This is a genomic window from Nonomuraea sp. bgisy101 (assembly GCF_057708945.1).
Window position 1 is genome coordinate 121,036 of record NZ_JBYITD010000027.1, and the last position, 18,060, is coordinate 139,095.

The 18,060-nt window shown below is 70.6% G+C and carries 16 protein-coding genes, 4 tRNA genes and 1 riboswitch; of the genes, 7 read left to right on the forward strand and 13 right to left on the reverse strand.

Annotated elements, in window-relative coordinates; genetic code table 11:
* Positions 1-54 precede the first annotated feature (54 nt).
* From AC3EO4_RS39435 to AC3EO4_RS39485, 11 genes are all read right to left on the reverse strand, one after another.
* Positions 55-987: an NAD-dependent epimerase/dehydratase family protein gene (locus tag AC3EO4_RS39435; RefSeq protein ID WP_431900528.1), complete on the reverse strand. Its 933-nt coding sequence runs from the start codon at positions 985-987 to the stop codon at positions 55-57.
* The gene (locus tag AC3EO4_RS39440) at positions 984-1,391 is read right to left on the reverse strand and encodes a DUF6463 family protein (RefSeq protein ID WP_379574401.1); all 408 of its coding nucleotides are present in this window, start codon (positions 1,389-1,391) and stop codon (positions 984-986) included. The genes AC3EO4_RS39435 and AC3EO4_RS39440 overlap by 4 nt, the downstream gene beginning before the upstream one ends.
* Positions 1,388-1,945: a TetR/AcrR family transcriptional regulator gene (locus AC3EO4_RS39445; protein WP_379574402.1), complete on the reverse strand. Its 558-nt coding sequence runs from the start codon at positions 1,943-1,945 to the stop codon at positions 1,388-1,390. The genes AC3EO4_RS39440 and AC3EO4_RS39445 overlap by 4 nt, the downstream gene beginning before the upstream one ends.
* Positions 1,946-2,015: 70 nt before the next feature.
* Positions 2,016-2,513: a copper chaperone PCu(A)C gene (locus AC3EO4_RS39450; protein WP_379574403.1), complete on the reverse strand. Its 498-nt coding sequence runs from the start codon at positions 2,511-2,513 to the stop codon at positions 2,016-2,018.
* 114 nt (positions 2,514-2,627) lie between these two features.
* Positions 2,628-3,698, reverse strand: coding sequence for a serine hydrolase domain-containing protein (locus AC3EO4_RS39455; RefSeq protein ID WP_379574404.1), 1,071 nt, complete (start codon positions 3,696-3,698; stop codon positions 2,628-2,630).
* Positions 3,699-3,735: 37 nt separating this feature from the next.
* Positions 3,736-3,873, reverse strand: a complete 138-nt coding sequence (locus AC3EO4_RS39460; RefSeq protein ID WP_379574405.1) for a hypothetical protein — start codon at positions 3,871-3,873, stop codon at positions 3,736-3,738.
* 378 nt (positions 3,874-4,251) lie between these two features.
* Positions 4,252-4,326: transfer RNA gene (locus AC3EO4_RS39465), tRNA-Val, on the reverse strand.
* 19 nt (positions 4,327-4,345) lie between these two features.
* A tRNA-Gly gene (locus tag AC3EO4_RS39470) sits at positions 4,346-4,417 on the reverse strand.
* A 50-nt stretch (positions 4,418-4,467) separates the two neighbouring features.
* Positions 4,468-4,538, reverse strand: a tRNA-Cys gene (locus AC3EO4_RS39475).
* A gap of 16 nt (positions 4,539-4,554) precedes the next feature.
* Positions 4,555-4,626: transfer RNA gene (locus AC3EO4_RS39480), tRNA-Gly, on the reverse strand.
* A 92-nt stretch (positions 4,627-4,718) separates the two neighbouring features.
* On the reverse strand, positions 4,719-6,539 hold the full coding sequence (locus AC3EO4_RS39485; protein ID WP_379574406.1) for an N-acetylmuramoyl-L-alanine amidase: 1,821 nt from the start codon (positions 6,537-6,539) through the stop codon (positions 4,719-4,721).
* Between the two features lie 187 nt (positions 6,540-6,726).
* Here AC3EO4_RS39485 and AC3EO4_RS39490 point away from each other — a divergent pair, with 187 nt between their 5' ends.
* The gene (locus AC3EO4_RS39490; protein WP_379574407.1) at positions 6,727-6,990 is read left to right on the forward strand and encodes a hypothetical protein; all 264 of its coding nucleotides are present in this window, start codon (positions 6,727-6,729) and stop codon (positions 6,988-6,990) included.
* Between the two features lie 12 nt (positions 6,991-7,002).
* Positions 7,003-8,823, forward strand: coding sequence for a glutamine--fructose-6-phosphate transaminase (isomerizing) (gene glmS, locus AC3EO4_RS39495; protein WP_379574408.1), 1,821 nt, complete (start codon positions 7,003-7,005; stop codon positions 8,821-8,823).
* Between the two features lie 17 nt (positions 8,824-8,840).
* On the opposite strand, the gene AC3EO4_RS39500 is transcribed toward glmS, so the two are convergent.
* Positions 8,841-10,286, reverse strand: coding sequence for an alpha/beta hydrolase family protein (locus tag AC3EO4_RS39500; RefSeq protein WP_379574409.1), 1,446 nt, complete (start codon positions 10,284-10,286; stop codon positions 8,841-8,843).
* Positions 10,287-10,365: 79 nt separating this feature from the next.
* On the opposite strand from AC3EO4_RS39500, the gene AC3EO4_RS39505 reads away from it, so the two are divergent.
* From AC3EO4_RS39505 to AC3EO4_RS39525, 5 genes are all read left to right on the forward strand, one after another.
* Positions 10,366-10,941: an ArsR/SmtB family transcription factor gene (locus AC3EO4_RS39505; protein WP_379574410.1), complete on the forward strand. Its 576-nt coding sequence runs from the start codon at positions 10,366-10,368 to the stop codon at positions 10,939-10,941.
* Positions 10,942-11,004: 63 nt separating this feature from the next.
* Entirely contained in the window at positions 11,005-11,910 is a 906-nt protein-coding gene (locus tag AC3EO4_RS39510) for a Bug family tripartite tricarboxylate transporter substrate binding protein (protein ID WP_379574411.1), read from the forward strand.
* Positions 11,911-11,914: 4 nt separating this feature from the next.
* Positions 11,915-12,112: riboswitch (cobalamin riboswitch) on the forward strand.
* Positions 12,113-12,198: 86 nt separating this feature from the next.
* A complete protein-coding gene (locus AC3EO4_RS39515) occupies positions 12,199-14,376 on the forward strand; it encodes a ribonucleoside-diphosphate reductase subunit alpha (RefSeq protein ID WP_431900533.1) in 2,178 nt (725 codons plus the stop codon).
* Between the two features lie 47 nt (positions 14,377-14,423).
* On the forward strand, positions 14,424-15,419 hold the full coding sequence (locus AC3EO4_RS39520) for a ribonucleotide-diphosphate reductase subunit beta (RefSeq protein ID WP_379574413.1): 996 nt from the start codon (positions 14,424-14,426) through the stop codon (positions 15,417-15,419).
* A gap of 28 nt (positions 15,420-15,447) precedes the next feature.
* Entirely contained in the window at positions 15,448-16,545 is a 1,098-nt protein-coding gene (locus AC3EO4_RS39525; RefSeq protein WP_379574414.1) for a mechanosensitive ion channel family protein, read from the forward strand.
* Here AC3EO4_RS39525 and AC3EO4_RS39530 read toward each other — a convergent pair.
* Positions 16,474-17,997 (reverse strand): hypothetical protein, encoded by a 1,524-nt coding sequence (locus AC3EO4_RS39530; RefSeq protein WP_379574415.1) that lies wholly within the window; start codon positions 17,995-17,997, stop codon positions 16,474-16,476. The two genes, AC3EO4_RS39525 and AC3EO4_RS39530, sit on opposite strands and share 72 nt — an antisense overlap.
* Positions 17,998-18,060 lie beyond the last annotated feature (63 nt).

Consider the following 18,060-nt stretch of genomic DNA (forward strand, 5'->3'; position numbering starts at 1 on the left):
CCGACATCCAACCGCGTCCTGCGTCCGCTCCGCACCGCGGATGGGGGCGCGAGCTCAGCCCGGGGGAGGAGCGGCCAGGCCCTCGGACAGCGAGCCGTACGACGGTTGCCACCCGAGCTCCTCGCGGGCCTTGGCGTTCGACACCCGCATCGACGTGTCGGCCATGAGGCAGGCCAGGTAGGGCGCGCCCAGCCGCAGCAGGCTGCGGGGCATCGCCCTCGGCGGCGGCGTGCCGTGCGCGGCGGCCACGGCTGCGGCGAACTCGCGCCACGTGACAGGCTCGCCGTCGACGATGTTGTAGGCGTGCCCCGGCCTGCCGCGCTCCAGCGCCGCGACCGTGGCCCGCGCCGCGTCGTCGACGTGGATCCAGCAGTTGGTCCCGCCGCCGCCGGTCGGGACGCACGGCCGCCGCTTGCGCATCAGGTCGGCGAACATGTCGCTGAAGGCCCGAGGGCCGTAGAACAGGCCGTACCGCAGCGCGACTCCTTCGACGTCGCCCGCGCCGAAGGCCTGCTGCTCGGTGGACTCGCAACCGGCCACCACGGTGTCGGCGTAGGAGCGGCGCGGCAGGCCGAAGGCGTCGGACTCGGTCAGGACGCGGTCACCGTGGTCGGCGTAGCCGTAGCCGAGGATCATCGACTGCGTGACGAGGCGGCGCGCGCCCACGGCCCGTGCCGCGGCGAGCAGGTTCTCTGTTCCGGTGTGCCGCAGCGCGTTGGTGGGGTCGTCCACCTTCAGCCGGGGCGCGGCGCCCCGCAGCGCCGTGGCCTCGTGCAGGACCGCGTCGGCCGTCATCCCCTCGACGGCGCGCAGCAGCGCGTCGCGCTCCATGACATCGGCGGTGACGGGTTCGGCGCCCAGCCCGCGGACCAGGTCGTGCTTACCTGGGTCGCGGACGAGCGCGACGACCCGGTGGCCAGCGCCGGTCAGCGCCCGGACGAGGGGGACCCCGATGGCTCCTGTCGCGCCGGCCAGCAGGACCCTCATCGCGCTCCCGCCTTCGCCGCCGCCCCGTCCGTACGGCGAGCGGCGGCCAGAGCGAGCACCCCGATGACGAGGAGCGCCCAGCTGCCCGTGACGGGGAAGTAGAGCACGCACAGCGGCACGCCCATGGCCAGCAGATACCACCCGACCTGCGCCGGCACCCTCCCCGTGGTCCGTACGGCATGCAGGGTCAGCGTGCCGAGCGCCAGCAGCGCGACGCCGCACGTCATGAACCACACGCTCGACTCACGCACCCAGAAGTCGGGTGCCTCGGTGTCGACGACGCTGCCAAGGAAGCCGTCGCCGGCGATGGCGGCCCAGGCGTTGGGCTGGGCCAGCGCCCAGACGAAGTGAAGTAACGCGGTCGCGATGATCAGCCGGGGGACCCATCGGGCCAGTCCGTTCATGCGTTGTCTCTCCGATCGTGCGGCGCCAGGCGCATGGCCAGCGCGTAGATCTCACGCAGGTCGTCCGCGGGCACGGGGGGCACGACCTGCTGGGCCCCGACCAGGACGAGGTAGAGCAGGTGCGCCATCGGCTCCACCTCGGCCTCCGGTCCGCCGAGCTCTCGCCACAGGGACCTGAGGTAGTCGACGCGCAGCCGGTCGACGCGCCGCTGGAGGGCGTGGACCTCGGGGTCCTGCAACGCCCACGCGCGCATGGCGATCTCCAGGTCGTGGTTGCCGCCCTTGTCCTCAAGGATCAGGTTCATCAGGCGGTGCAGCCTGGCGGACGCGGGTTCGCCCCCGACCTCCGCGCCCGCGATGTAGCGGCTGGTGTGCTCGGCCTCGAAGTGTTCGAGCAGGTCGGTCTTGAACCCGGACATGCCCTTGAAGTGGTGGTAGAAGGACCCTTTGGTCAGGCCGAGCTCGGCGCACAGGCGCTCGATGGTCAGCGCGGGGGCGCCGTCCTGGCCCAGCACCATGAGCCCCGCTTCCAGCCAGTCGCGTTTGCTTGCCATGCCAGGCACCGTACCATACGGGATGGTATGGAGGTGGAGCGGCACGAAAGAGGGTGCCGCCCACCTGGCCTCACGACGCCACGGCGCTCGGCGCGGGCGTGAGACTCGACAGGTAGCCCGCCTTCTCCTTGATCGGCACCAGCACCCGCACCGAGCCCGCGTTCTTGAACGTGAACGTCATCGGCACCCACCCCGTCGCCCGCACGCCGGTGACGGTGGCGACCGGCCGGTCGGTCCCGATCGGCTGCCGGGGCGGCAGGTCGAGCGGCGCGGCCAGCCGTACCGATCCGCCGCCTTCGACGCCGATCCGCTCCAGGCGATCGGGCTGCGGCTGGTCGTTGATGATCACCGCGTACAGCGGCAGCTCGCCGGGCGCCGGCTGTCCCGGCTCGCCGCCGAGAAGAAAGGCGTTGCGCAGGTGCAGGTTACGCTGGCTGGCGTTGGCACCCTCGTTCGCCGGCTGATGGACGTGCGTGACATCGCTGTAGTCGGGTCTTTCGCTGCCGCACGCGCCGCAGGCGAGGGCGAGACAGAACGAGGTGGCCACGATGACGCGAGAGCTCGACACGGCAGCCCTCCTGACACGAGGAGTCGGAACTTTCGCGCTACCCCCACCGGTCCGCGTGTAACTCGCCGTTCCCGCAGGTCGCACGCGGAACCTGGCCGCCGTGGGGGTCGCGGGTCAGGACGTCGGCCCTGGAGCCTTCGCGCACATGAGCCGCCCCGCCGCGGCGATCGCGTCGCCCGGCATGCTCGCGTTGACCTGCACCACGACCACGCGGCGGCCGTCCTCGGTGCTCATGGCGGCGCCGCCGTACCCGAGGATCAGGCCGGAGTGGGTGAGCACGTCCACACCGCAGTGGAGCCGCTCGGAGAAGACGCCGTACCCGCCCTCGCGCATGACCCTGCCCTCCGGCCGCGCCCCGCCGAAGAGCGCGCGGTAGAAGGCGGCCACGTCCGCGGCCGTCGAGACGAGCCCGCCGGCGGTCCAGAAGATCGACGCGTTCACCCTGGTGGCGCCGTCCCGCCCGTGCGCGAGGTGTGCGGGCAGCAGGGAGGTGGGCAGCTCGGTCGAGCGCAGGGCGATCCGTTTCCTGACCAGCTTCTCGTACGGCTCGCGGCGCAGCTTCTCCAGGATCATCCCGAGGAGGATGTAGTTGGTGTTGGAGTAGGAGGAGGTGCCGGGCCGACCAGGGGGGCCCGCCTGGGCGAGGAGCTCGCGCGGCGTCCACGCCTTGAGGTGTCCGCCGTCCTCCAGCGCCCTGGTGAAGCCGGGAGCGGTCAGGTAGTCGGGGATGCCGCTGGTGTGCGTGAGCAGGTCGGCCACGGTCGCCCTGGTGCTGATCACGCCGGGTAACAGGCGCTCGACCCTGTCGGTGACCGCCAGCTTTCCCTCGCGGACGAGTTCGAGCACGAGCGCGGCGGTGAAGGTCTTGGTGATGCTGGCGATCCTGAACCGGTGATCGGTCCGCATCGGCACCCCCTCGCGGGCGACGCCCGCGGCGGCCTGCCACACGCGCTCGCCGTCCCGCACGTACGCGACCGCTCCCGGAGCTCCCGCCCGTACCAGCCGCCGGGTCTCCGCCCGCACGTCCGGAGCGCCCGCCTGCGGTCCGGCCGGGGTGGCGGGGGGACTGGCCGCGGCGGCCGAGGTCTCGGTCATGGTGGCCGGGGTTCCGATCGGGGTGGTCGTGGCGGAGGCGCAGGCCGACAGTCCCAGCAGCAGGGCGACGGCTGCGGCACGTAATCCCATCCGTCGACGATACGCCAGCGAGCAAGATCGCTCCGAATCAGTCGGCCAAGGCTGCGCGCGTGCGCTCGGGGTTCCCGGCGCCGCGGTGGACGATCACGACCGCCGTGAGGCCGACGGCCAGGCCGAGGGCGATCTGGACACCGAACGGCTCGCCGAACATGAGGGCGCCCCACACTCGACCCTCGTCATGAAGAGTGTCGTGAAGAACCGGCCGCTGCCCCTGTGAACCCCCGACCCCCACCGGGGCGCTGGCCGTAGTGCGAGCGGCCCTTGCCTCGTGACCCGGTGCCGCGTCATCAGCCGGAACGCGCTGGTTCCGCCGCTGCCTGATCGCCGGGTGGAAGGGGCGCAGCCCGGCCTCGACCTCAGCGAGCGGCGGCACCACACCGCTCGTCATCGAAACGAAAATCAACTCCCTACCTCCTCGGAGGCCGGTCTGCCCCAGCTGCAACGTGTGAGGCGTGCCGCTTATGGGAAGGGCGCGAGGCGTGGCGGGCCCTGCCGGCCCGAGTGAAGAAGGGCCCGAACCCCGGAGGGGTCGAGCCCGTACATCTGGTGGACGATACTGGGATTGAACCAGTGACCTCTTCCGTGTCAGGGAAGCGCTCTCCCGCTGAGCTAATCGTCCGTGTTGAGTTGTCACTCAGAGCGGAAGACGGGATTCGAACCCGCGACCCTCACCTTGGCAAGGTGATGCTCTACCACTGAGCCACTTCCGCATGATGCTCGCACTACTTTAGCGGATCCCGGAGGTTCCGCGTGACACACGAGGTGGAGACGGGATTTGAACCCGTGTGGACGGCTTTGCAGGCCGCTGCCTCGCCTCTCGGCCACTCCACCAGGAGATCTTGCTCCGAGCGGAAGACGGGATTCGAACCCGCGACCCTCACCTTGGCAAGGTGATGCTCTACCACTGAGCCACTTCCGCGTGATTTCCAGCGATTTGCTCGCCGGCCACGAGAAAACCATATCGCCTTTGGCGAGTGCACGTGCGCAACGTGCCGCCGCCGGCGGCGAGTTTCACCCCACCACGCGCACGTCATCGGCCTTGACGAACATCACCCTGTGCCCGAGCTGGATCTGGTGGTAGCGGAGCTTGCCGCGCACCGTGACGTGCTTGGACGGGTTGAAGTGCGACGCCGCGAGATAGGACCCGTGCAGCGTCTGCCCGAGCGAGTAGAACTGGCCCCGCTTCAGTGTGTACGGCAGCGCGGCGTGCTCCTGGAACTTCACTCCTCGCGGGTAGGCCGACCTCTCCGGGTACGCCCTGCCGTACACGGCGACCCTGTCGCGGACGGGGGTGACCAGCGGGCCCGAGGCGGGGACGGCGGTGGGCTGGGAGGGCGGGTTGCGGAACCACGCCTTCTGGCCGAGGTACCAGATGGCCGTCCAGTCACCCGAGGCGCCGGCGACGGCGTAGCGCTGGCCGACGGAGGCGCGGGCGCTCTGGTCGTAGACGCTGTAGGTGGAGGCCCCGGTCTTCCGCTGGCCGATGTCGTCGACCAGCGGGGCGTCATCGCGCGGTTCGGTGTGGAGCCAGACGCTGGTGGCGCCGTGCGGCTCGCACTGCTTGGCGGGACGCTTGCGCTTGCAGCCGACGAACGTGGGCTGGTGCTGGTCGTAGTCGGGCTTGATGATCACGGATCGGCCGTCCGGCTCACCCTCGATGGGCGCCTCCATCATGTCGAAGAAGCGCGCCCAGTCCCAGTAGGGCCCCGGGTCGTCGTGCATGCCCGCCACGCTGGAGGCGTGGGAGCCGGGGACGTTGTCGTGGCCGATGATGTGCGCTCTGTCGAGCGGCACGTCGTACTTGGTGGCCAGGTAGTGGACCAGCTTGGCGGAGGAGCGGTACATCGCCTCGGTGTACCAGCTGCCGCCCTGGGCGAGGTAGCCCTCGTGCTCGATGCCGATCGAGCGGGTGTTGACGTCCCAGTTGCCCGCGTGCCAGGCCACGTCCTTGGTCAGCACGTGCTGGGCGACGTGCCCGTCGCCGGAGCGGATGGTGTAGTGCCAGCTGACGTACTTCGGGTTCTTGACCAGTGAGGGGATGCCCGCGTAGGACCCCTCGGTGTCGTGGATCACGATGTAGTCGATCTCCCGCTCGGTCCTGAGCCTGTCGTGGTTGCCGTAGTCGTCCTTGCCGAAGCGTTTGTAGGCGGCGGGCATCCACTCGCACTCCAGCGTGGCGGGGCACTCGGTGTTCGGGGCCGCCGCCGTCCTGAAGGCGGGCACCGGGGTGGCGGGCAGCCGTACGAGCGATCCGTCGTCGGTGCGGCGCTCGACGCCGGTGCGCATCACGTCGAACACCTCGTTCGCGAAGGACGGGCCGGCGTAGCGGGCGACGGCCTCGTGCCATGCGATGGGGTCGGGGCTGGGCGGGGCGCCGAGCATGCGCTGCTGCTCGGCGAGGAGCGCGGCTCCGCCTCTGAGGTTGGCGGCCCTGTCGTGCCGTAGCCGCTCGGTGGGCAGCCCGGTCAGCCGCGCGGCCCGCTGCAACGTCCGCTCGTCCCTCTGGACGGTTGCCGGGGGAGTCGTGGTGATGCGCATCGGCCGCGCGTCGTCGCCCCGCGGGTCGCCCAGGTGGTGCGGTCCCGCCTCGGGTACGGCGTTGACGTCCACCAGGTGCATCGGTCCGTACCCGCCCGACACGCTGGGCCGCCAGTCGTGGGTGTCCCAGCGCGACTCCAGGTAGGACACGCCGAGCAGCACGCTCTCCGGCACGCCGTACTCCTTGGCCGCGGCCTGGAAGTCCTCCTGAGCCCCTCCAGGGCCGAGCGCGGCGATAAGGGCGGCGGCGGCCCAGAGCAGCATGAGAACCCCCTGCGAAGCGAGATCAGTCAATAACGCAGCGTAACGGGCGAGCTGATCGCGGCTTTCGCGGGGTATGGCGATCTCTGTGCGCGTGTCGGCCTCTTGGAGGCTTGCGCGCACCCCATTCATCGGCGTGTCGCCTTTCAGTGGGTGATTCCTGCCCGATTTCGGGCAGGATGTTGGCATGGCGTGTGATCCCTGCGTAGGGTCCTGCCCTGTGCATCCCTACGAGGACCTCATCGCGCACCTGACCAGGACGAGCCAGCTCGCCCACGGTGAGGCGGCGCGCGTGGTGGCCGAGGTGGTGGCGTACTTCTCCGAGCCCGTCGAGGAGTTCGTGCGGCGCCGCCACGGTGAGCTGAAATCCCGTGGCCTCACCAACGACGAGATCTTCCCCAGGATCGCGGCGGAACTACCCGCGCGGCGCGTGGCGGCCCCCGAGCTGTCGCTGCGCCAGCTGCGCAGGATCGTCTACGGATAGGAAGGTTGGCCCATGTGCGGAATCGTCGCTTATGTCGGCAGCAAGGATGCCGCGCCCATCCTGCTGGAGGGGCTGCAGCGCCTGGAGTACCGCGGCTACGACTCGGCCGGGGTGGTGGTGTCGAACAAGGGGCTCAAGCTGCGTAAGGTCAAGGGCCGCGTGGCCGACCTCGCCAAGGCCGTACCCGCCAGGTTCAAGGGGACGCTCGGCATCGGGCACACCCGCTGGGCCACCCACGGCGTGCCGAGCGACGAGAACGCCCATCCGCACCTGTCGTCCGACGAGCGCATCGCCGTCGTGCACAACGGCATCATCGAGAACGCCGACGAGCTGCGGGCCAGGCTCGTCGCCGAGGGCGTGGTCTTCGTCTCCGAGACCGACACCGAGGTGCTCGCGCACCTGATCGCCCGGACGGTCACCGAGACCGACACCCTGGAGGAGGCCGTCAGGAAGGCGCTCAAGAGCATCGTCGGCACCTACGGCATCGCGGTCGTCGACTCCGAGCGGCCCAAGGAGATCGTGGTCGCCCGCAACGGCAGCCCGATCGTGCTCGGTCTGGGTGAGAAGGAGATGTTCGCCGCCTCCGACGTGGCCGCCCTCGTCCGTTACACCCGCCAGGTCGTCCACCTGGAGGACGGCGAGCTGGCGGTGCTGACCGCCGACGGCTTCCACACCTTCGCCAGCGGAGGGCGCGAGACCGCCAAGGAGCCGCTGACCGTCGACTGGGACGCGGGCCACTACGACACCGGCGGCTACGAGCACTACCTGCTCAAGGAGATCTCCGAGCAGCCCGAGTCGATCGCCAGGACCCTGCGCGGCCGCCTCGACGAGCGCTTCCACATCGCCCACCTGGGCGGTCTCAACATGGACGCCCGCGAGACCCGGTCCTTCCGCCGGGTGAAGATCATCGGGTGCGGCAGCGCGTACTACTCCGGCCAGATCGGCGCGCAGCTGATCGAGGAGCTGGCCCGCATCCCCGCCGACGCCGAGCCCGCCAGCGAGTTCCGCTACCGCAATCCGGTCGTCGACCCCGACACCCTCTACGTCGCGATCAGCCAGTCGGGCGAGACCTACGACACGCTGGCGGCCGTGCAGGAGCTCAAGCGCAAGGGCGGGCGGGTCATCGGCATCGTCAACGCGGTGGGCAGTGCGATCGCCAGGGAGGTCGACGGCGGCATCTACCTGCACGCGGGCCCCGAGGTGTCGGTGGCCTCCACCAAGGCGTTCACCTCGACCGCGATCGCCTTCGCCCTGCTCGCCCTGCACTTCGGGCGGGTGCACGACCTGTCGCCGGCCGACGGCCGCCGCATCGTCGAGGGGCTGCGCGAGCTGCCGACGCAGATCGAGAAGATCCTCGAGCAGGGCGACCGCATCGCCGAGCTGGCCAAGAAGTACGCGGTGCATCCGAGCATGATGTTCGTCGGCCGGGTGCGGGGCTACCCGGTGGCCCGCGAGGGCGCGCAGAAGCTCAAGGAGATCTCCTACATCCACGCCGAGGCCTATCCGGCTAGCGAGCTCAAGCACGGGCCGCTCGCGCTGATCGGCCCCGAGCTGCCGACGGTGGCGATCGTGCCCGACGACGAGCTGCTCGACAAGAACCTCACCACGCTGGGCGAGATCAGGGCGCGTGGCGGCCAGGTCCTCATGGTCGGCCACCGCGAGCCCGACGCCAAGCTGGCCGACGACGTGATCGTGATCCCCAAGAACGAGATCGAGCTCGACCCGATCCTGCTGACGATCCCGCTGCAGCTGCTGGCCTACCACGCGGCCGTCGCGCTGGAGCGGGATGTCGACAAGCCGCGCAACCTGGCCAAGAGCGTCACCGTCGAATAGGCCCAAGGAGAGGGCCCTCAGGGCAGCAGCAGGCCCCAGTAGAGGGCCCACGGGATCATGACCGCGCCGGCCGTGACGAGCAGGCCGAGCCGTACCCGCTCGGAGCCCCGCCCGGCCGCGCGCCAGGCGCGGGCGGTCAGCACGGTGGCGACGGCGACCGTGACCACCAGTGCCTGCAGCAGCAGCCAGAGCACGGGCCTGCCCGCCAGGACGGGTCCGGGTTCGGCCAGCTTGCCACCCGTCATGACCAGGTACATCAGGTAGCCGAAGCCGCCGGCCACCACGGCCAGCCCCGCGCCCGCCAGCACTCTGGGCGCGGGGCCCGCGGCCACCGCCGTACCCCTGACCCTGCGGACGCCGGCGGCCAGCGGGTAGCCGAGGAAGGCGACCAGGAACAGCAGGAGCGCGGCGGCCTGCACGGGAGCCGACTCCCACCAGGCGGGCGGCGGCACAGGGATGGTCGCCGACGCCTGCTGCGCCTTCGTGCCCGCCTCCGGCGGGCTCGAACGGGGCGCGCGCCCGGAGGCGACGTCGGACACCCACGATCCGACCAGCTCGGGGTAGCCGGGCGTCAGCTCGGGCGCCCTGGTGACGCCGCCGTCGGGAGTGCGGTGGGCGGCGTGGTCCGCGCCGGTGAACAGGCGGAGCGTCACGTGCTCGTTGCCGCCCTCGGCCAGGGTTCTCGCCATCAGCGGAGGGCTCTCGACCGGCGGGGTCAGCAGGTCGTGCGTGCCCCAGATCGCCAGGACCGGCTGACGGACCTTCCGCAGCACGGGCAGCGGGTCGTGCCATGGCTCGGGGAACAGCCCGCCGTCGGAGATCGCCCGGTACAGCGTGGGCACCGAACGGTCGGGCAGCGAGCCCGCGACGCCGGCCTTGCGCAGGCCCGCCGAGACCGCCCACGCCTGCTGGCGCAGCGGCTGCAGGGAGTTGGCGCCGACCAGCACCACGAACGCCACGTCGGTGGAGCGTGAGGCGGCCAGCGGCACCACCCATCCGCCCTCGCTCAGCCCCCAGAGCCCGACGTGGGCCGGGTTCACGCCCGCCTGGCGGCGCAGCGCCGCCACCGCGCCGAGCGCGTCGTCGGCCAGCTGTGAATAGGAGCGCTCGAACAGCGAGTAGCCCTCGGTGCGCTTGTCGTAGACCAGCACCGCCATGCCGCGTCTGGCGAACTCCACGGCCTCGGTCATGAGCTTGGTCCTGGGCGTGCCCGCGCCGGCTCCGTGCACGAGCACGATCCCGGGGCGCGCGCCCTGCCCGCCTCTGGGGGACAGGACCGTGCCGCGCAGGGTGAGCCCGCCGCCGCCCGCGAAGCTCACTTCCGTCGTGGTCAGATCGGCCGGCACCGGTACGGCAGGCGGCGCCCCCGTCGCCGGTACGCCGGTCGTCGGCCTGGCGTGCGCCGCCGCCGGTGCGGCCAGCGCCACCAGCAGCGCCATCGCTGAGATCACTAATCTCTTCATGTTGCCGAACCTACTCTGCAGAGAGTTATCGGCAAAGACATGTCTGCAGAAATCCTTCTGGAGGACTAGGGTGCTCGTCATGAAGGATGACGAGCCGTGGGTCCTGGACGACCCGGGCAAGCTGAAGGCCCTGGCCCACCCGATGCGCCGCGCCATGCTCCGTCACCTGGGCCTGCACGGTCCCGCCACGTCCACGACGCTCGGCTCGCTGCTCGACGCCAAGACCGGCACGACCAGCTATCACCTGCGCCAGCTGGAGAAGTACGGGTTCATCGAGGAGATCCCCGAGCGGTCGGCCGGGCGTGAGCGGTGGTGGCGGAAGACGGAGACGGGAGACATCAGGCTGCCCCATCCGGCGCAGCTCGCGCCCGAGGACCGCCCGGTGCTGGCCGAGTTCCACCGGATCGGGCTCGAGGAGGACAAGGGGATCCTGCTGGAGCTCCTGCCCGCCGCCTACCAGGCCGATCCCGCGTGGGTGAAGGTCTCGCGCGCTCTCGGCCGGATGACGCTGGGCGAGCTGGAGGACTTCTTCGAGGAGTACATGCTGCTGCTGAAGAAGTACAGCCATCGTGCCGCCGACGCTCCTGAGCAGGCCCGGCCCCTGCACATCCGCCTGCTCGCCCTGCCCGCGGACCTGCCCGCCCCCGATGTGTGACTCTCCGCCTCCGACCAATAACATGGAGTAGCGGAGGGGTGGGGCGACGGGAGGGGCCTGCGCATGCGCCGTCGGGAGTTCGTCGCGAGAGCGCTGGCCGCTATGGCGGGCCTGGCCGGCTGCGGTACGGCCACGCGCCCGACCCCGAGCTTCTCCGTCGTGCCGGGAGGGGAGGCCTGGGTCCCCGTCGCGCGGGTGCTCGCGGGGCAGTTCAAACGCGACGGCGTGGCCGAGGGAGGGCCCCTGCTGACGGTGACCGGCCTGCCCGCGATCGCGGCCGCCGAGATGGCCGGGGTGAAGGAGACGGGCACCCCGCTGGCCAGGCTGGTCGGCGACGTCGAGGTCCTGGTCGTCTCCAACGCCTCCGTCTTTCGCGAGTTCGACGACTTCGCGCGGCGGCTGGTCGCCGACCCCGGCGGCACCGTGCTGGGCGGCAGGCCGCAGGGAGAGTCCGATCACCTGCTGTTCGGACTGGTCGCGCGCGGTCTCGGCGCGGACGCCAGGGTGCTCGACTACGCGGGCTACCCCACCACGGACGATGCGGCCGAGGCGCTGCTGGCGGGCAGGGTGGGCGTCGCCGCGGGCCCGCTCGGCGAGTGGCGCAAGCGCCTCGGCAAGGGGCGTCTCAGGGCGCTGGCCGTCTCCTCGGCCGAGCGGGTCGAGGACGTCGAGGCGCCGACCCTGCTGGAGTCCGGTGTCAGGGTCGACTTCGCCGACTGGTGCGCGGTGCTCGGGCCCAAGCAGATGAGCGAACGCGATCGCGCCCGGGCGGTCGAGGTGCTCGACGAGGTCGCCCGGTCCGCGCGGTGGCTGGACGCCTGCCGCGCCAGAGGGTGGAAGCCGATCCCGCTCAGCGGCGACGACTTCGCCGCGTGGCTCGGGTCCGAGGCCGGCAGGACCCGCGAAGTGCTCAAGGACCTGGGGCTGATCGACACAACTTGTTGGGGTAGTTGCGTCCGCGGCCACTAGATGTAGGATCCTGGTCGTCGCTGGTTCGCCCGAGCAGGGCGAAGCAAAAGGGAAGCCGGTGAGATGCCGGCACTGCCCCGCAGCGGTGAGCGGGAACGACCGCCGTCACGAAGCACTGGGCCCATGGCCTGGGAAGCGACGGCCAGTAGGAAGCTGACGTACGCCCGCGAGTCCGAAGACCTGCCAGCGGTGTGACCTGTCCAAGGCCTCGAGGGAGGGCCGCGGGGTCTCGCGGCGTGCCCGCGTGCTCTCGCCTGCCTTCACGGGGTGAGCTCGCGAGGAGAGAGCGTGACGCAGATCGTAGAGGTGGATCGCCGGCTGGCCATCGAGGAGGCCGCCGCCAGGGTGATCGCCGACCCGGAGAACTCCAGGGTCGCCGCCAGGCTGCTGGCCGAGCAGATCGCGGACGAGGCCGCCGCGCACGGCGTGAGGACCTTCTCCGAGTCGATCGTGGCCACCCACGCCGCGGGTCTGCTCCAGGACGGGCTGGCCGCCTTCGTGGCGGCCAACGCCGCCGCCCTCGACGCGCTGGTGGACGAGAGCGCCGACGACAGGTTCGAGTACTTCGGCCTGCGCACCGTCTACGACCGCTACCTGCTGCGCCACCCCGAGACGCGCGGCGTGCTCGAACGCCCGCAGCACTTCCTGCTGCGCGTCGCCTGCGGTCTTTCCGCCTCGGTCGCCGAGGCCGCCGAGCTGTACGCGCTGATGTCCACGCTGTCGTACCTGCCCAGCTCGCCCACGCTGTTCAACTCCGGCTCCCGCCGTCCCCAGCTCTCGTCGTGCTTCCTGCTCGACTCGCCGCGCGACGAGCTGGAAGGGATCTACGAGCGTTACGGCCAGGTCGCCAGGCTGTCGAAGTACGCCGGCGGCATCGGCATCGCGTGGACCAGGGTCCGCTCGCGCGGCTCGCTGATCCGCGGCACGAACGGCCACTCCAACGGCATCGTCCCGTGGCTGCGCACGCTCGACTCCAGCGTGGCCGCCGTCAACCAGGGCGGCCGCCGCAAGGGCGCGGCCTGCGTCTACCTGGAGACCTGGCACGCCGACATCGAGGAGTTCCTCGAACTGCGTGACAACACCGGCGAGGAGGCCCGCCGTGCCCACAACCTCAACCTCGCCAACTGGGTGCCCGACGAGTTCATGCGCCGCGTCGAGGCCGACCAGCCGTGGTCGCTGTTCGACCCCAAGCAGGTGCCGCACCTGACCGACCTGTACGGCGAGGCGTTCGACGAGGCCTACCGGGCCGCGGAGGCGGCGGGCCTGCACACCCGTCAGATCCCCGCGCGCACGCTCTACGGCCGGATGATGCGCACGCTCGCGCAGACCGGCAACGGCTGGATGACCTTCAAGGACGCCGCCAACCGCGCCTCCAACCAGACCGCGCGCCCGGAGAACGTCATCCACCTGTCCAACCTCTGCACCGAGATCCTCGAGGTGACCAGCGACGGCGAGACCGCCGTCTGCAACCTGGGCTCGATCAACCTGGCCGCCCACCTGGCGGGCGGCACCATGGACTGGGTACGGCTGCGCGCCACCGTCAGGACCGCGGTGCGCTTCCTGGACAAGACGATCGACCTGGGCTTCTACCCGACGCCCGAGGCCGAGACCGCCAACCTGCGATGGAGGCCGATCGGGCTCGGCGTGATGGGCCTGGCCGACGTGTTCTTCTCGCTGCGCCTGCCGTTCGACTCGGCCGAGGCGCTCGCGCTGTCCACGCGCATCGCCGAGGAGATCGCGCTGGCCGCCTACGACACCTCCGCCGACCTCGCCGTCGAGCGCGGGCGTCACCCCTCCTACGGCGACACCAGGGCGGCGCAGGGCGTCCTGCACCCGGACCACTACGGCGCCGGCGACTCGCCCGAGTGGACCGCCCTGCGCGCCAAGATCGACAGAACCGGGCTGCGGAACTCCCTCATGATCGCCATCGCGCCGACGGCGACGATCGCCTCGATCGCGGGCTGCTACGAGTGCATCGAGCCGCAGGTGTCGAACGTCTTCAAGCGCGAGACCCTGTCCGGCGAGTTCCTGCAGGTCAACCGGTACCTGGTCGCGGACCTGCAGCGTCTTGGGCTGTGGACGCAGGAGATGCGCGACGCGGTGAAGCGCGCGGACGGCTCGATCCAGGACATCCAGGGGATCCCGGCCGAGCTCAAGACCCTGTACAGGACGGCGTGGGAGCTGCCGCAGAAAGCGCTCATCGACCTGGCGGCGGCGCGGACGCCCTACATCGACCAGTCGCAGTCACTGAACCTCTTCATGGCGACGCCGACGATCGGCAAGCTGTCGTCGATGTACGCCTACGCGTGGAAGCAGGGGCTGAAGACCACCTACTACCTGCGCTCGCGCCCCGCCACCAGGATCGCGCAGACGACCGTGCAGGCGGCGCCCGAGCAGGCGTTCACGGTGAGCGAGGCGGTCGCGTGCTCGCTGGAGAACCCCGAGGTGTGCGAGGCCTGCCAGTAGGACCCGCCGCCCCGCACGACAGACGTTCCGTTCGCAAGGAGAAACACATGCTGCTCGACCCCGGTATGGACCTGACGCTGCGCCCGATGCGCTATCCCGACTTCTACGAGCGCTACCGGGCCGCGATCCGCAACACCTGGACGGTCGAGGAGGTGGACCTGCACAGCGACCTGGCCGATCTCGCCAAGATGTCGCCCCAGGAGCGCCACCTCATCAACCGGCTGGTCGCCTTCTTCGCCACCGGCGACTCCATCGTCGCCAACAACCTCGTCCTCAACCTCTACCAGCACGTCAACGCCCCCGAAGCCCGCCTGTACCTGTCCAGGCAGCTGTTCGAGGAGGCGGTGCACGTGCAGTTCTACCTGACGCTGCTCGACACCTACCTGCCCGACCCCGACGAGCGCGTGAAGGCGTTCGCCGCCGTCGACAACATCCCCTCCATCCGCGACAAGGCCGAGTTCTGCTTCCGGTGGATCGACTCCCTGTCCGACCTGCAGCGGCTGGAGACCAGGCAGGACCGCAGGACCTTCCTGCTCAACCTCATCTGCTTCGCCGCCTGCATCGAGGGCCTGTTCTTCTACGGCGCCTTCGCCTACGTCTACTGGTTCCGCTCCCGCGGCCTGCTCGGCGGCCTGGCCACCGGCACCAACTGGGTCTTCCGCGACGAGTCGATGCACATGGAGTTCGCCTTCAGCGTCGTCGACACCGTCCGCGCCGAGGAGCCCGACCTGTTCGACGACAAGCTCGGCGAGCAGGTCACCAGGATGCTGGAGGAGGCCGTCGCGGCCGAGCTGGCCTTCGCGAGCGACCTGTGCGGTGACGGCATGTCGGGCATGACCGTCGGGCAGATGCGTGAGTACCTTGAGTACGTCGCCGACCAGCGGCTGCGCCGGCTCGGTCTGCCCATTAGGTACGGCACCGCCAACCCCTTCGCGTTCATGGAACTGCAGGACGTGCAGGAGCTGGCGAACTTCTTCGAACGCAGGGTTTCCGCATATCAGGTCGCGGTTGAGGGCAATGTGACCTTCGACGAGACATTCTGAGACATTAGGGGGCATGATTGTGTCGCCGATGAACTGGCTCATCCTGATCGGTTCCGTGCTCGGGGCGGTCATCGGCGTCGAACTGGTTCGCAGGGTCCTGCTCAAGGCCGGCCGTACCTGGGACTTCCTCAGGCACCTGGTGGTCAGGTGCACCTGGCCCGGGTTCGCCGTGGCGGCGGTCGTCGCCTTCAACGCCGCGTTCGTCCCCACCATGGTCAGCTCCTCGGCGAGCCCCATCGTCGAGCGTCTCACCGGCGTCGTCACCATCGCCGCGTTCACCTGGCTGCTCATCCAGGCCGCCTACGCGGTCACCGATGTCGTCCTCGACCAGCTCGAGCGGGTCGAGGAGAACAACCGCAGAGCCCGGCGGGCAAGGACCCAGATCACCCTGGTCCGCAGGGCCGCCGCCGCGGTGATCATCGTGATCTCGTTCGGCGCCGCGCTGTTCACCTTCCCCGAGGTGCGGGCGCTCGGCGCCGGACTGCTCGCCTCGGCCGGCATCGCGGGCGCGATCGTCGGCATCGCGGCCCAGTCCACGATCGGCAACATGCTCGCAGGGCTGCAACTCGTCTTCAGCGACGCGTTGCGGCTCGACGACGTGGTCGTGGTCAACAACGAGTGGGGCAGGATCGAGGAGCTCACGCTCACCTACGTCGTGGTCCGCTCGTGGGACGAGCGGCGCCTGGTCTTCCCCGTCTCCTATTTCACCCAGAACCCGTTCGAGAACTGGACCAGGCACGGCAGCAGGGTCATCGGGCACGTCTACTTCCGCGTCGACTGGTCGGTGCCCGTGCAGGAACTGCGCGAGGAACTGCACCGGTTCGTCAAGGACCACCCGCTGTGGGACCAGAAGGACTGGACGCTCCAGGTCACCGACGTCCAGCCCAACGGCCTGGTGGAGCTGCGCGCGCTGATGAGCGCGGCCGACTCGGCCTCGGTCTGGGATCTGAAGTGCGACGCCCGCGAGCACCTCGTGACCTTCCTGAAGACCCACTACCCGCAGGCGCTGCCCCGCTTCAGGGTCGAGAGCTCCTCCTTCGGCGCCTTCGCCGACTCAGGCTCCGGGGGCTGGCCGAAGGACCCGCGTGGCGCCCGCGATCAGCGCGGTGGCCAGAACCCACCCTGACACCACCAGCGTCCACGCCACCCACGCCGTCCACCCGGCGGGCTCGTACGCGCCGCGCACCTCGAACACGCTCACCGGCACCAGCAGGTCGAGCGAGTAGACGAACGCGTTGAACGTGCGGGTCTCGCCGGGGTCCACCTGTACCGGCGGCATCCGTCCGAAGATGACCGTTCCCGCGGCGAGCAGGACCACCGCCCACAGGCCTGCCAGCCACGAGCGGTAGCCGTACCCGACCATGAGGTCGAGCAGCCGCCCCCACACCCTGCCGGGCGCGCGCAGGGTGCCGCGCCGCTCGCGCTGCTTGGCCAGCAACGCCCGCCGCGCGTCGGGCTCGTGCCCGATGCGCCGGTACCACGAGGCCAGCTGCTCGTACGGCTGCGGCCGGTACCCGTTCGGATCGTGGCGCAGCCAGCCGAGCCGTTCGGCGAGCGTCCACGGCCCGCGCAGCGACTCGTACGTCAGCCCGTCGAGCTGCACGGCGTCCGGATAGGCGTCGGGGGAGTCGAGCAGCACCCCGAAGCGGGAGTAGCCGAAGTTGATCCCGCCCTCGACCACGTCGGGACGCATGATCACCTCGTCGGCCTGCATGTGGCTCAGGTGCAGCGCCCTGTCCGGCGACCGGAGCTCGGCGTGATGGAAGGACAGGACCCCGTCGACCCGCGCGCCGCGCATCCTGATCGTGCCGTCGGCGCGGAAACCGTTGCTGAGCTCGGCGGTGGCCGCCGTCATGAAGTCGGCGTTGATCGAGCCGACGTGCGCCCGCTCGAGATAGAGGCCGCCGGGGAACTCGCCGCCGATCAACCGCAGCCCGCCGTGGGCGCGCAGGCCGCGCAGGAACGTGCCGCCGCCCACCGACAGGCCACCCGCCCACAGCGCCCACTCGTGCATGGTGTCGCCCGCCTCGCCCTGGGGCTCGCGCACGTCGCCGTGGGCCGACTCGGACGTGGTGGTGCGCGGCGGCGGCGCGGAGAGCGTCGTCCTGGACAGCCGGCACTGGCCTTCGACGCGGGCGTTGTCCAGGCGTACCCCCGCGTGCACGGTCGAGCCGTCCAGCTCGAACAGGCCGTCCACCTTCATCCGCGAGCCCTTGAACCTGGTCAGCTCGCAGCCGCGCAGCCTGACTCCCCTGGCGGTGGCGTCGGACAGGTCGACGGGTTCGGCGACGTGGCAGTTGAGCAGGTAGAGCGGGACGTCGATGGCCGCGCCCGACAGGTCGAGGGCGCCGGTCACGCGGGCGCCGGCCAGCCGTACCCCCGGCACCTGGCCGGGGGTACGCTCGACCGCGCCGAGGAGCAGCGCGGCGATCACCTCGGCCCGCACCTCGCGCTCGCGCCCCCAGCGGTCGGCCTGCGACGGATCGTCGAGTTCCCTGTCGCCGGCGCGCAGATCCACCCATGCCCCGCTGGGAAAGGCCCGCCACAGGCGGCGTTCGGCCGGCGATAATCTGCGCACGGGTGAGATTTTAATCTGTGGCACTTTAGCGAATTGCCTTTTACCTTTGTGCTGTTCGCGAGA